Annotated in this window: 11 protein-coding genes; 6 read left to right on the plus strand and 5 right to left on the minus strand. The window is 65.0% G+C overall.

Translation table 11 applies throughout. From position 1 onward, the window contains the following. The first annotated feature begins 63 nt into the window (after positions 1-63). Both ACFPAH_RS08240 and ACFPAH_RS08245 read left to right on the plus strand, forming a co-directional pair. Positions 64-702, plus strand: coding sequence for a hypothetical protein (locus ACFPAH_RS08240; protein ID WP_379743449.1), 639 nt, complete (start codon positions 64-66; stop codon positions 700-702). Positions 703-855: 153 nt separating this feature from the next. After that, positions 856-1,482, plus strand: coding sequence for a hypothetical protein (locus ACFPAH_RS08245; RefSeq protein ID WP_379743452.1), 627 nt, complete (start codon positions 856-858; stop codon positions 1,480-1,482). Positions 1,483-1,634: 152 nt separating this feature from the next. On the opposite strand, the gene dacB is transcribed toward ACFPAH_RS08245, so the two are convergent. Beyond that, the gene (gene dacB / locus ACFPAH_RS08250) at positions 1,635-3,176 is read right to left on the minus strand and encodes a D-alanyl-D-alanine carboxypeptidase/D-alanyl-D-alanine-endopeptidase (RefSeq protein ID WP_379743455.1); all 1,542 of its coding nucleotides are present in this window, start codon (positions 3,174-3,176) and stop codon (positions 1,635-1,637) included. A gap of 21 nt (positions 3,177-3,197) precedes the next feature. Continuing rightward, on the minus strand, positions 3,198-4,436 hold the full coding sequence (locus ACFPAH_RS08255) for a nucleoside recognition domain-containing protein (protein WP_379743458.1): 1,239 nt from the start codon (positions 4,434-4,436) through the stop codon (positions 3,198-3,200). A 253-nt stretch (positions 4,437-4,689) separates the two neighbouring features. Here ACFPAH_RS08255 and ACFPAH_RS08260 point away from each other — a divergent pair, with 253 nt between their 5' ends. The 3 genes from ACFPAH_RS08260 to ACFPAH_RS08270 all read left to right on the plus strand — a co-directional run bounded on the left by ACFPAH_RS08260 (position 4,690) and on the right by ACFPAH_RS08270 (position 10,634). Next, entirely contained in the window at positions 4,690-6,492 is a 1,803-nt protein-coding gene (locus tag ACFPAH_RS08260; protein ID WP_379743461.1) for an ABC transporter substrate-binding protein, read from the plus strand. 207 nt (positions 6,493-6,699) lie between these two features. After that, positions 6,700-9,456: a TonB-dependent receptor gene (locus ACFPAH_RS08265; RefSeq protein WP_379743464.1), complete on the plus strand. Its 2,757-nt coding sequence runs from the start codon at positions 6,700-6,702 to the stop codon at positions 9,454-9,456. 101 nt (positions 9,457-9,557) lie between these two features. Then, positions 9,558-10,634, plus strand: a complete 1,077-nt coding sequence (locus ACFPAH_RS08270; protein ID WP_379743467.1) for a S66 peptidase family protein — start codon at positions 9,558-9,560, stop codon at positions 10,632-10,634. A gap of 8 nt (positions 10,635-10,642) precedes the next feature. Here ACFPAH_RS08270 and ACFPAH_RS08275 read toward each other — a convergent pair whose 3' ends face one another. Then, the gene (locus ACFPAH_RS08275; protein WP_379743470.1) at positions 10,643-10,792 is read right to left on the minus strand and encodes a hypothetical protein; all 150 of its coding nucleotides are present in this window, start codon (positions 10,790-10,792) and stop codon (positions 10,643-10,645) included. Here ACFPAH_RS08275 and ACFPAH_RS08280 point away from each other — a divergent pair. Then, a complete protein-coding gene (locus ACFPAH_RS08280) occupies positions 10,778-11,182 on the plus strand; it encodes an energy transducer TonB (protein WP_379743472.1) in 405 nt (134 codons plus the stop codon). The two genes, ACFPAH_RS08275 and ACFPAH_RS08280, sit on opposite strands and share 15 nt — an antisense overlap. Positions 11,183-11,209: 27 nt before the next feature. On the opposite strand, the gene ACFPAH_RS08285 is transcribed toward ACFPAH_RS08280, so the two are convergent. Continuing rightward, positions 11,210-11,758, minus strand: a complete 549-nt coding sequence (locus ACFPAH_RS08285; RefSeq protein WP_379743475.1) for a GNAT family N-acetyltransferase — start codon at positions 11,756-11,758, stop codon at positions 11,210-11,212. Continuing rightward, entirely contained in the window at positions 11,755-12,882 is a 1,128-nt protein-coding gene (locus ACFPAH_RS08290) for an acyl-CoA dehydrogenase family protein (protein ID WP_379743478.1), read from the minus strand. Before ACFPAH_RS08290 ends, ACFPAH_RS08285 begins: the two co-directional genes overlap by 4 nt. Positions 12,883-12,902: the final 20 nt, after the last annotated feature.

Genomic DNA, 12,902 nt, shown 5'->3' on the forward strand with positions numbered 1-12,902 from the left:
GACGCTTCAGCCCGCTTCCTCTCCCGCAAGAACCATTCTTTCAACGGACAAGAGAGGTGCGTCATGAAAAGCTTTATGGTGGCCGCTGTCGTGGGCTCGGCGCTGGCCGGTTGCGGCACGGCGGCCGGCGACATGTTCGTCGCACAGGACCGGACGGTGGAATATGTCCGCGTGTTCGACATCAAGACCGATGCAGCGGCGCCCGCCGTGATGCGCGCCGCCAGCGATGGCATCAGCCACAACATCAGCAACGCCACGCTCACTACGCCGCCGATCGACGCGACGCAACTGCAAGACCAGCCCGGCCGCTTCAAGCTGACGGAAGCCCCAGGCACGGCGCGCGGCCCGAATTGCGAGGGCGCCAGCTGGACCGCGAACGCCAGGCCCGACGTGCGCGGCAGCCAGGACATGCAGCTGGTCGCCTGCCTGTACCCGTACAAGAGCGGTTACCACCTCGACATGTACGCCGCCTTCAGCAAGAAGGAGGGCGGCTGGCTCGCGTGGCCGCGGCGCGCCACCGGCATGGTCATGGGCACGCCCGAAAAATACGTCGAAAAGACCATGCTCGACATCGTGCGCACGATCCGCCAGACCACCAACGCCCAGGTGGCGCTGGTCGAAGCCAAACCCGACGTCGCCGGCGCACCCTGGCTCGACCCGGTCGGCACCGCACCCCGCGCCAGCGAAATGGCCAAGCCCTGACGGCTGACCGTGCCTATGAAATATTCTTTCATTTACGGCAGTTTTTGAAAGAAAAGTTCAAGACCGACTGGCCTGTCATCGTATCGATGCAGGCGCAGGCGACGCACTTGGCCAGGAGCCGGTGCGTCCTCGCGCCATCACTCAAGGAACCCTATGCCGCCGTATGATGTCAATTTGTTGTACAAAAGCCTGCTTGGCGCCATCGCCGCCAGGGGAACGATCGGCCAGCGCATGCATGCGGTCATCGACGAATGCGAGCGGCAGTTGCCGCACCCCGACTGGGCTTGCCTGCGCCTCGTCGATTTCGACGCGGACCTGGCGCCATTGACGCGCTGGCTGGGCGCTGCCAGGCGGGAAGGGGCGCTCCATGCGGGGCACCACGGACTCTGGTTCGGCCTCGTCAACCCGATCCGCGAGGACAAGGGGGCAAGCAGCGATATGTATGTCGCCAGCGGACCATCCTACGACGGCCATTCGCTGGACTGGCCCTGCGAAATCGACCTGCGCGACGGCGTCAGCTACCTGGACTCGTCCGTGCTGGACGAGCTGTACCGCATTGCCTACGCAGCGCCTGGGGGGCTCAAGAACGACGCCGAATACCCGCTGGCGCTGGCCTATGCGGCCATCGCCGCCACGACCGCGCTGGAGCAATGGCCCTTGCCGCGCGAACTGGCAAGCCTGCGCGGTGCCGCGGCAGGTTTCGACGACGGCGACGCCCTGCTCCTCGGTGTCTTCGACAACCTGCGCTTCTGCCCGCAACCCCGTAGGGTGGCGTCCTGACTCCACCGTTTTGCAGCCGTAGCACAGCCGCACTACCAGCCATCCAACAATCGCGCCGAAGAGCGCCTAAGCAAGGAAAAGCCGCCGGCGCCACCACACTTGCCTGGCTAACGCCTGCCGCCGAAGCAGCGGCTCGCTGCCCGCCGCCGCAATCAGCGTTGAACAGCGGCCTGGACCGCCGGCGACGGCGCCGGCGCCGCCACCGCTGCACCCACCCCTGGCGCCGGCACCGCCCCCAGGCGCGCCACCCAGTCAACCAGCGCGTCCACCACGGCACGCCCACGTCCTTCTCCGGCCAGGTCGTCATTGACCATGGCAACCACCACGTGCTGCACGCCGCTCGCATCCGGCACGTAACCGGCGACGGCGACGACATTGCGCAGCGTCCCCGTCTTGAGGCGGGCACGGCCCGCGGCCGGGCTGCCGTTCAGGCGGCGGCGCATGGTGCCGTCCATCGCGGCAATCGGCATGCTGGCCATGAATTCGGGCGCCCAGTTGCTGCGCAGCCCGGCGCGCAGCAGGCCGCCCATTTGCAGCGGACTGATGCGTTCGAGGCGCGACAGGCCGGAACCGTTTTCGATCACGAGCCCCGTGTCGTCGATGCCGCGCACGCGCATCCAGTTGCGCACCGCGGCGTCGGCGCGCATGGTGGTCGTCTGGCCGTCCAGCGCCGGCAGGGGTTTGCTGCCGAGCAGCGGATCGGCTTCGAGCGCGCCCAGGCTCAGGAACACGGTGCGCGCCAGCGCGTTGTCGGACGGTTTATTGGTGTCGCGCACGATTTCCGGCAGCGCGCGCGACTTGTGTTCGGCCAGCAGGCGCGCATCAAACGGCGTGCTGCCCTCGACCGTCTTGCCGCTCAGTTTGCCGCCGAGCTGCTTCCATTTCAGGCGGAACAAGCTGTCGATGTAGTCGTCGCGGTCGAGCACGTTGATGCTGTTGGTCTTGGCGCAGTTCTTCGGATAGGTGCCGTGCAGGACCACCTGCAGCTTGCCGTCCTTGCCGCGCACGGCTTCCGGCAGCTTCCAGCCGTCTTCCCACTTGGCGCAATCGGCGTCGATCAAAGTCATGTTCGAGCGGATCGTCACCCCGAGCAGGGCCGGCTGCATGTCGAGCGCGATCCGCTTGTCGGTCGAGCGCATGTCGATCTGCAGCATGTTCTTGTTGACCAGCAGCGCGTCCGGAATGACGTTGTAATACGCCTCCGGCGACTCGTCGAAGGGCGGCACGTTCACGTCCGTGCGCGCCGGATTGAACAGCGCGCGGTCGAGTACCAGGTTGCCCTCGATGCGGCGGATACCGGCATTGTGCAGGGCGCGCAGCATGCCCTCCAACACCTCGCCCGACAAATCGGCGTCGGCGCCGCCGCGCAGCACCAGGTCACCCTTGAGCACGCCGTTTTTCAGTTCGCCGTTCGTCAGCAGCTCGGTGCGTCCGCGGAACACCGGTCCGAGGTGCTCGAGGCCGACCAGGGTGGTCACCAGTTTCATCGTCGAGGCCGGCTGCAGTGGGCGCGAGGCCTCGTGGGCCAGGACGACCTGGTCGCCGCGCAGCACCAGCGCACCGACCGCGGTGGGCGGCAGGCCCTGTTCGGCCAGGACGCGCAGCACCGGTTCCGGCAACTCGGCACGGGCGGGCAGGCAGGCGCAAAGGGCGGCGACGAGGGCCAGGCGAAGCGGATGAGACGGGCGCAACATGGGGATCCTGTTCAATTTTGACTAAGCGAAGAAGAGGTAAGCGACAAAGATGGCGGCGATGACGCCGGCCAGGTCGGCGAGCAGGCCATAGCCGATCGCGTAACGGGTCTTGCGGATGCCGACCGAGCCGAAGTACAGGGCCACGATATAGAAGGTGGTATCGGCCGCGCCTTGCAGGATCGAGGCCAGGCGGCCGACGAAGGAATCGACGCCATAGGTCGTCATCGCATCGATCATCATGGCGCGCGAACCGCTGCCCGACAGCGGCTTCATCAGGGCAGTCGGCAGGGCGCCGACGAAGTCGGTCGGCAGGCCCAGCTGGGTGAAGACCCAGGCAAAGGCGCTGACGATCATGCCCAGGATGCCGGAATTGCGCACCACGCTGATGGCGACCAGCATGCCGACCAGGTAGGGGATGATCTTCAGCGAGGTCTCGATGCCGCCCTTGGCGCCCTCGATGAAGGCTTCGAACACATTCACCCGCTTATGCAGCGCGGCGACCATGAAGGCGGCGATGATCGAGAACAGGATCAGGTTGGCGACGACGATCGAGAACAGCTCGATCTCGGCCTTGTTAAGGTAATTCGTGATGTAGAACACGAGGGCGCCGATGACGGCCGTCAGGCCGCCGATCCAGCCGAACACGACCGGGTGGAACAGGTTGATGCGCTGGCGCAGGCTGACGGCAACGATGCCGGTCAGGGTCGAGCAGAAGGTCGCGATCAGGGTCGGAATAAACACATCGGCCGGATTGGCCGCACCCAGGATCGCGCGCTGGGCCATGATCGCCAGCGGGATCACGGTCAGGCCCGAGGTCTGGATCACCAGGAACATGATCTGGGCGTCGCTGGCCTCGTCCTTGCGCGGATTGAGTGTCTGCAGGCTTTCCATCGCCTTCAGGCCGAAGGGCGTGGCCGCATTGTCGAGGCCGAGGATGTTGGCTGAAAAATTCATCACCATGTGGCCGTTGGCCGGGTGATTGCGCGGCACCCCGGGGAAGATGCGCGAGAAGAAGGGCGCGATGATGCGGGCGAACAGGTTGATCGCGCCGGCCTTCTCGCCGACGTTCATGATGCCTAGCCACAAGGTCATCACGCCGGCCAGCGGCAGGGCGATGTCCATCACCGCCATCTTGGCCGACGTAAACGTCCCGTCGATCACGCGTTTAAAAATTTCCGCGTCGCCGAGAAACAGCCATTGCGCCAGCGCCGCGACGAAGCCGACGAGGAAAAAACCGGTCCAGATGTAATTCAATGCCATGAGTGATTCCGATCGGGCGTCGCTGCGGCCGCGGCCGCGAGCTCGCCGTTCTGTATGCTGTCCAAACGCCGGGCAGGGCCACGGCAGGTCATGCGCACGATTGTGCAGCGAAGAGTATAGGCGCAGAGCAAGCTGCAAGGATGAAAGAATGCATTCGCGCCATGTTGAAAAGTTATGAGGCCAGGATGTCGTTTCGTTTGCCCTGCCTCCGTGCCGCGCATATGATACGCAAGCTTATCGATGACCTGCCTCCATGACACTTCGCACCGCGCTCTCTTCCCTGTTGTTCGCCTCGAGCGCCCTGGCGCTGGCGCTGCCGTGCGCCGCCCAGGCCCCAGCCTCGCAGACGGCGACGGCGCCGGTGAAAACCCTGCGCATGTTCCTGTCCACCAGCGAAACCGGGCTCGACCCGGCTGCGGCGTCCGACATTGCGACCCTGTCGCTGCTGGAAAACCTGTTCGACCCCTTGCTGCGCTACGACTACCTGGCGCGTCCCGTGAAACTGCGGCCGAACACGGCGCTGGCCATGCCGGAAGTGAGCAGCGACGGCCGCACGTATACCTTCCGCATCCGCCCCGGCATCCATTTCACGCCGGACCCGGCTTTTAAAGGGAAAAAGCGCGAAATGACGGCGCAGGATGTCGTCTACAGCCTGAAACGGCTGTACGACCCGACCTTGAAGTCGCCCTGGGCGTACATGTTCGACGGCAAGATCGTCGGCGACGAGGCCCTGAAAACCAGGTTCAGCGTCGACACGCCCGTTGAAGGACTGGCCGCGCCGGACCGGTACACGGTGCGCATCCGCCTGAAGGAACCCGACAACAATTTCTTGTTCTATATGGCGACACCGGCGTCGAGCGTGGTGGCGCGCGAAGTCATCGAGGCCTATCCGGGCCAGGCCGGCAACCATCCGGTCGGCACCGGTCCCTTCATGATCGGCGAGTGGAAGCGAAGCGACCGCATCGTGCTGCTGGCCAATCCGTATTCGACGGCCGTGTTCGACGCGACGCCCGGCGCCGACCCGCAAGACCGGGCGATCGCCGCGGCCCTCGCAGGAAAACGCTTGCCGCGCGTGGACCGGGTCGAGGTCAAGATTGCCGAGGAATTCCAGGGCCGCATGCTCGGTTTCCTCAACGGCGAGTACGACTACCTCGAGCAGGTGCCGGAATCGATGACCGACATGGTGATCGAGAACGGCGAACTGAAGCCGGAACTGCGCGCGCGCGGCATGCAATTGTCGCGCTTCCCGGTGCTGCAGACCTATTACATGTGGATGAACATGAACGACCCGGTGCTCGGCGGTTATGGCAAGGACCGGATCGCCCTGCGCCGCGCGATTGCGCTGGCCTACAACAGTGCCGAAGACATCGCCCTGCTGAAACGCGGCTTTGCCATCAAGGCCGAGTCGCCGCTGCCGCCGAACGTGCTCGGCTACGACCCCGCTTACCGCAGCCCGGTGCCCTACGACCCGGCGCTGGCGAACGCTTTACTGGACCGCCACGGCTACGATAAGCGCGACAGCGAGGGATTCCGGCGCGCGCCCGACGGCAAGCCGCTCACGCTCACCATGCACAGCGAGGCCACCGTCGGCGGGCGCCTGCGCGACGAGCTGTGGAGAAAGTCGCTGAACGCGATCGGCCTGCGTGTCGTGTTCCGGTCGGACAAGAAGACCGAGATCATCAAGGCTTCGCGCCTGGGCAAGGTGACCATGTTCGAAAGTAACTGGATCGCCGATTTCCCCGACGGCGACAATTTTTACCAGCTGCTCTACGGCCCGAACGCGGGCCGCGCCAACTACGCGCGCTTTAATTTGCCGGCCTATAACGCCCGCTACGAAGCCGCGCGCCAGCTGACTGACGGCCCCGCGCGCCAGCAGTTGTATTTCGAAATGAACCAGCTGATCCACGCCTACAACCCCTGGGTGCCGCTGACCCATGCGGTCTCGGCCGATATCCGGCACCCGTGGCTTAAAAACTACAAGCGGCACCCCGTGGAATTCACGTCCTGGCGCTATTTGGACGTTGATGTTGCGCAAAGGTCACGTTCCGCCCGGTAGCGCGACTGGACAGGCCAATTTTCCTTCTATAAACATTCCAGGAAGTTATACTTCCCGCCGGTTTATTCATTGGATGACGCCCGGGGCCAGGCGTACTCTCAAAAAACCATGCCTTAATGTAATTACCTTAATGTAAGGACTTAAGGCAGGCCAAAGCGACGCATTTGCCGCACCATTCAAGATCGCCCGAAACCTTAGGAGAGACGCGTGAAGTTAAAGAAGCTAGCACACCTGATTGCCCTGATTGGGGTCGTCGCCCCGGCGGTTGCCCAGGACGCACAACCAAGCACCCCGATGGCACGCGTCGAAGTTACGGGTTCCAGCATCAAGCGCGTCGCCAAGGAAGGCGCACTGCCGGTCCAGGTCATCACCTTCGACACGCTCCAGAAGCAGGGCATCACCTCGGCCGAGCAGCTGATGAGCGTGATCTCGGCGAACGGCACCGGCGTCGACAACCCGACGTCGGGCAATAACGTGTTCGGCCCCGACGCCGACCGCGTCAGCGGCGGCGCCTCGTTCGCCTCGCTGCGCGGCCTCGGCCCGAACAGCACGCTGGTGCTGATCAACGGCCGCCGCGCGCCGACCCACGGCCGCAGCGGCAAGGCGGTCGACCTGAACTCGATCCCGATGGCGGCGATTGCCCGCATCGAAATCCTGAAGGACGGCGCTTCCGCCATCTACGGCACCGATGCGATCGGTGGCGTGATGAACATCATCCTGAAATCCGATTACGAGGGCGCCGAAGCCTCGGCCTACACCAACGTCACCGAAGCCGGCGGCGGCAACATCCACCGCGGCTCGCTGATCGTCGGCCACGGCAACCTGGACGAGGACGGTTTTAACATCATGGGCACGGTCTCGTTCACCAAGAACGAGAAGCTCGAATCGCGCCAGCGCGACTTCGCCAACGGTTTCCAGCCGGCGCGTGGCCTGTCGCCGGACACCACCGGCACGCCCTACGCCAACCAGCTGACCGGCGCCGGTACCGCGCTCGGTACCGGTTTCAAGCGCCCGGACGACCCGAACACCTATCTGCAGGCCAACCCGCTGAGCTTCCAGGGCAAGTGCGACAGCGTCGAAGGCATGTCGCAGTACCAGACCGCGCTGTGGAAGGATGTCACTTCGCCGCTGCGTTCGACCTATTCCTGCGCCTATGACTACGGTGCCGACTACGTGATGCAGTCGCCGTCCGAGCAGGCCAACCTGCTGCTGCGCGGCAGCTACAAGCTGGCGCCGAACCACACGATGTTCGTCGAGGCGATCGGTTCGCGCTCGGAAGTCATCTCGATCCTGACCCCGGCCCAGATCTCGACCTCGCTGGCCAACCGCAACGCCTACCCGGTCGGCGGCCCCTACTACCAGGACTTGTCGGCCTTCATCCCGACCTTCAACCGCAACCTGCCGATCATTTACAAGTGGCGCGCCAACCCGGTCGGTAACCGCACCCAGCAGAACGACACGGAAAGCGCGCGCGTGCTGGTCGGCTTCGAAGGCACCGTCAAGGACTGGGACTACAAGTTCGGCGTCTCGAAGGCGCAGAGCACGACCCACATGGACCTGCTCGACGGCTATGTCAACACCCGCGACTTCTACGACGTACTGGGCAGCGGCATCGTCAACCCGTGGTCGCTCGACGGCAGCCAGACCCAGGCGGCGATGGACGCGATCGAGCGCACCAAGTACCGCGGCGCCTTCCAGACCGGCAAGACCACGCTGACCCAGGTCGACGGTACCCTCTCCGGCGAAGTGTTCCAGCTGCCGGCCGGCGCGGTCGCGATGGCGGCCGGCTTCGACTTCCGCCGCGAGAGCTACCTGTACACCCAGGACGTGGCCGCCGAGCCGATCCTGCTGGCGCCGGGCAATGCCAACCTGCCGAAGGCCACGCGCGACGTCAAGGCGCTGTTTGCCGAGATGATCGTGCCGGTCACCAAGGACCTGGAACTGCAGCTGGCCGTGCGCCGCGACGATTACAGCGTGATCGGCTCCACCACCAATCCGAAAGTCGCCTTCCGCTACCAGCCGGCCAACTGGCTGCTGCTGCGCGGTTCGGCCAATAAAGGCTTCCTGGCGCCGAGCTTCGTGCAGCTCTACACCGGCTCGCTCGACGGCGAATTGTCCAGCGGCGTGATCGACTCGGTCGGCTGCGCGAAGCACCCTGGCGACGTCCGCTTCTGCGCACCGGAACGCTTCGAGTTCAAGTCGGGCGGCAACCAGAACCTGAAGCCGGAAACCTCGAAGCAGGGCACCCTCGGTATCGTCGTCGAGCCGTTCAAGGGCTTCTCGGCATCGCTCGACTGGTGGGCGATCAACATGAAGGACCGCATCCTGAACCGCAGCGCCAGCATCGTGCTGCAGAATCCGGAAGCGCTGGCCGGCAACATCATCCGCAATGCGGACGGCACCATCGAGTACGTCCAGGCCGGCTGGATCAACGCGGCCGGCGCCAAGACCCGCGGCATCGACGTCGGCCTGCGCGGCGACGGCAAGTTCAGCGATGGCTGGAAGTGGAACGCCAGCCTCGACGGCACCTGGACCGACAGCTTCAAGTTCGCCGAGATCCCGGGCCAGCCGTACAAGGAATATGTCGGCCAGTTCTTCACGCGCGACCTGTACCTGCGCTGGAAGCACAGCGCCACCTTCAGCATGAGCCGTGGCGACTGGAACGTCCTGGTGAGCAACAACTACGCCTCGGGCTACAAGGATCAATTGCCGAACGCGGGCAAGGGCACGCCGCCGGCCGGTTTCGATCCGGACGTCGCCAGCTATACCCGCTTCGGCATGGCGACCACGTATAAAGGCTTCAAGAATACGTCGATCACCTTCGGTATCCAGAACCTGTTCGACCGCGACCCGCCGTTCACCGCGCACAACGTGGATGACGTGGTCGGTGCCGGCTGGGATCCGCGCGTGGCCGACCCGCGCGGCCGTGCCTACACCCTCAGCCTCACGTACAAGTTCTTCTGATCTGCTCGTGTAACTGTCGCGTAATATGAGGCGGCCCGCGGCTGCCGAAGGCAACACCTTCGGCACCGCGGGCCGTTTTTTTATCGGACAATCGACGCCTGATGCCCCACCACCCCACGATCAGCCGCCGCAGCTTCGCTGCGCTGCTTGCCGCCGGCCTGCTGCTGCCGGCAACGGCGCCGGCCGCCCCGCGCCGGCCGGTTTCCAGAAAACGCACCCGCATGACATCCCTGCTCAAACCACCGCGCCTGGCGCCCGGCGATACCGTTGCCCTGATCGCCCCGGGCGGCTACACCACCGAAAAATCGATCGCCAAGGCGAGAAGCAACATCGAAAGGCTGGGCCTGCGTGTGCGCGAAGGGGCGTTTTTGCGCGAAGTGAACGGCAACTATGCCGGCACCGTGCACCAGCGCCTGCTCGACCTGCACGCGGCCTTCGCCGACCCCGAGATCAGGATGATCTGGCCGATCCGCGGCGGCTCCGGCTGCATCTCGCTGCTGGCGCATATTGACTACGCGCTGATCCGCGCCAACCCGAAGATTCTATTGGGCTATTCCGACATCACGGCCCTGCACCTGGCGCTCCACAAGCACGCCGGTCTGGTCAGCTTCCATGGCCCGGTGGCCTCGTCGACGATGACCGATTATTCGATCGAGCACATGCTGGCCGTGCTGCAGGACCCGCAGCCCGAGTACACGATCCCGATGGCCCTGGACAACAGCCGGCGTGCGCGCGAGGCGCCCCATTTCGGCATGCGCACCGTGCACGGCGGCGTCGCCACCGGTCCCCTGATGGGCGGCAACCTGAGCATGGTGGCGGCGCTGGCCGGCACGCCGTATGCCGCCGATTTCAAGGGCAGCATCCTGTTCCTGGAAGAAGTCAACGAAGCGCCTTACCGGATCGATCGCTGGATGACCCAGCTCGATTTATCGGTCGGCCTGGCCAAGGCGGCGGGCGTCATCATCGGCATCTGCGAGGGCTGCGGGCCGGAGCACGAAGACATCTCGCTCACGCTCGACCAGACCCTGGATATCCACTTGCAGCCGCTGTCGATCCCGGCGGTGACGGGTTACTCGATCGGTCACATCCGCAACCAGTTCACCATTCCGATGGGCTTGCGCGCCAGGCTCGACACCGAACGGCAGACGGTGACGCTGCTCGAGCCGGCGGTCAGCTAGCCGGCTGCTCAGTCCTTGATGCCGAAACTGAAGTGAATCGGGTACACCATCTCGCAGGGTTCGCCGCGGCACATTGCCGGCTTGTATTTCTGGATCATCAGGACCGCTGACACGCCGCGCACCAGTTCCGGAGTCAGCGCGCCATGGTCGGCTCGCACCTGCCAAGCGAGCGTGCCAGCAGTTTCCTGCCGCCGCGTGCGAAATGGGAAGAGCTGAGCGAGCAACAGAAAAACAGGCTGCGCGCCACCTATCCCGCGCTCGAACGGGGCGACGACCCGCCTTACCCCTTGAATGGCGGCTGGGAGCTCTACGATACCGTGCTGCGGCTGACCGAAAAGCTCGACGGCATCCATGGCAGCGCGCGCGTCATGGTCGTGGTCGGTGCGGACGGAAAACCAAAACAGGCGAACGTGTATGCTGCCAGCAACCCGGAACTGGCCCGCTACGTATCGACCACCATGATGGTGCAGAAATACAAGCCGGCCAGCTGCCGCGGCAAACCCTGCGAGATGGCCTATGTCGTCGACCTCGATTACGGCATCCGGTAAAGCCCGCCGCCGGCCTTCGCTGCCGCCTTACAGCCGGTGGTTCATGAACACATAGCCGTACTGCTCGCCATCGATGCGGAACAGGTCGGGGATCTCCCCCGCGAACGCAAAGCCGCTGCGCTCGTAGAGACGGCGCGCCGGCAGGTTGTTCGACATGACCTCCAGGTCGACCCAGTCGATGCCGGGTTGCGCGCGTGCCCAGCCGAGCGCGGTGTCGAGCAGGCGCGCGCCGAGGCCGTGGCGGCGATGGTCGCGGTGCACGCCCATGCCGAGCAGGCAGCGGTGGCGGGCCGCCCGTTCCGGGCGCGCGCGCAGGTCGACATGGCCGCAGATGTAGCCGTGCGCGTCGAGCGCCATCCAGGAGCGGCGCCAGCCCGGCTCCCCGACCGGCGCCAGCATGCCGGTGACAAAACTGGCGCGCCGCTCGACCGGGAAGAACGACTCGGCACGCGCCATCGGCTGGAACAGCGGCATGCCGTTGCGGCCGTTGTCGCGCAGGTGGTCGTCGAGGTAGACGAACAGGGCAGGCAGGTCTTCCCGCGCGACGGGGCGGATGACCTGGCTGGAGGCGTTCACAGCGCGCGCGCGATCAGGATTTTCTGGATGTCGCTGGTGCCCTCGTAGATCTGGCAGACGCGCACGTCGCGGTAGATGCGTTCGATCGGGAAATCGGCGACATAGCCGTAGCCGCCGAACACCTGCATCGCGTTCGATACCACCCGTTCGGCCATCTCCGAGGCGAACAGTTTCGCCATCGCCGCTTCCTTCAGGCAGGGTAATCCCGCGTCCTTCATCGAGGCCGCATGCAGGATCAACTGGCGCGCCGCCTCGATCTGCATCGCCATTTCCGACAGGCGGAACTGGACCGACTGGTGCTCGAAGATCGCTTTACCAAAACTGGTCCGTTCCTTGGCATAGGCCAGGGCGGCCTCGAAGGCGGCGCGCGCCATGCCGACCGATTGCGAGGCGATGCCGATGCGCCCGCCCTCCAGTCCCGACAGGGCGATTTTATAGCCCATGCCTTTTTCGCCGATCAGGTTGCGCGCCGGGATGCGGCAGTTGTCGAACACGATCTGCGCCGTGTCCGACGAATGCTGGCCCATCTTCTGTTCCAGGCCGGCGACGATATAGCCGGGGGTATCGGTCGGCACCCAGAAGGCGCTGATGCCCTTCTTGCCGGCCGCTTTATCGGTGACGGCCATGACGATGGCGACATCGCCGTACTTGCCGCTGGTGATGAACTGCTTGGTGCCGTTGATCACGTAGTCGTCACCATCGCGGGTGGCCGTGGTGCGCAGGGCGGCGGCGTCGCTGCCGGTATGCGGTTCCGTCAAGGCAAAGGCGCCCAGCATCTCGCCGCGCGCCAGCGGTACCAGCCATTGCTGCTTTTGTTCTTCGCTGGCGTACATCATCGCGATCGAGCAGACCGGGCAGTTGTTGACCGAGATGATGGTCGAGGTGCCGCCGTCGCCGGCCGCGATTTCCTCCAGCACCAGCGCCAGCGACACGTAATCGAGGCCGGCGCCGCCGTACTGCTCGGGCACGGCCACGCCAAAGGCGCCCAGGCCGGCCAGCTCCTTGAGCTCGTCTTTCGGAAAATAATGTTCCTTGTCCCAGCGGGCGGCGTTCGGCGCCAGGCGCTCCTGGGCATAGCTGCGCAGGGCGTCGCGGATCATCTGGTGTTCTTCGGTCAGGATCATGGTGTCTCGTTGTTGTGTGA

This window comes from Massilia sp. GCM10023247, from assembly GCF_042653325.1.
Classification (GTDB): Bacteria; Pseudomonadota; Gammaproteobacteria; order Burkholderiales; family Burkholderiaceae_D; genus Telluria.

Excerpts from the sequence above, each read along its gene's own strand:
- ACFPAH_RS08240 (WP_379743449.1), top strand. The coding sequence starts at position 64 with ATGAAAAGCTTTATGGTGGCCGCTGTCGTGGGCTCGGCGCTGGCCGGT.
- ACFPAH_RS08245 (WP_379743452.1), top strand. The coding sequence starts at position 856 with ATGCCGCCGTATGATGTCAATTTGTTGTACAAAAGCCTGCTTGGCGCC.
- dacB (WP_379743455.1), bottom strand. The coding sequence starts at position 3,176 with ATGTTGCGCCCGTCTCATCCGCTTCGCCTGGCCCTCGTCGCCGCCCTT.
- ACFPAH_RS08255 (WP_379743458.1), bottom strand. The coding sequence starts at position 4,436 with ATGGCATTGAATTACATCTGGACCGGTTTTTTCCTCGTCGGCTTCGTC.
- ACFPAH_RS08260 (WP_379743461.1), top strand. The coding sequence starts at position 4,690 with ATGACACTTCGCACCGCGCTCTCTTCCCTGTTGTTCGCCTCGAGCGCC.
- ACFPAH_RS08270 (WP_379743467.1), top strand. The coding sequence starts at position 9,558 with ATGCCCCACCACCCCACGATCAGCCGCCGCAGCTTCGCTGCGCTGCTT.
- ACFPAH_RS08280 (WP_379743472.1), top strand. The coding sequence starts at position 10,778 with ATGGTCGGCTCGCACCTGCCAAGCGAGCGTGCCAGCAGTTTCCTGCCG.
- ACFPAH_RS08290 (WP_379743478.1), bottom strand. The coding sequence starts at position 12,882 with ATGATCCTGACCGAAGAACACCAGATGATCCGCGACGCCCTGCGCAGC.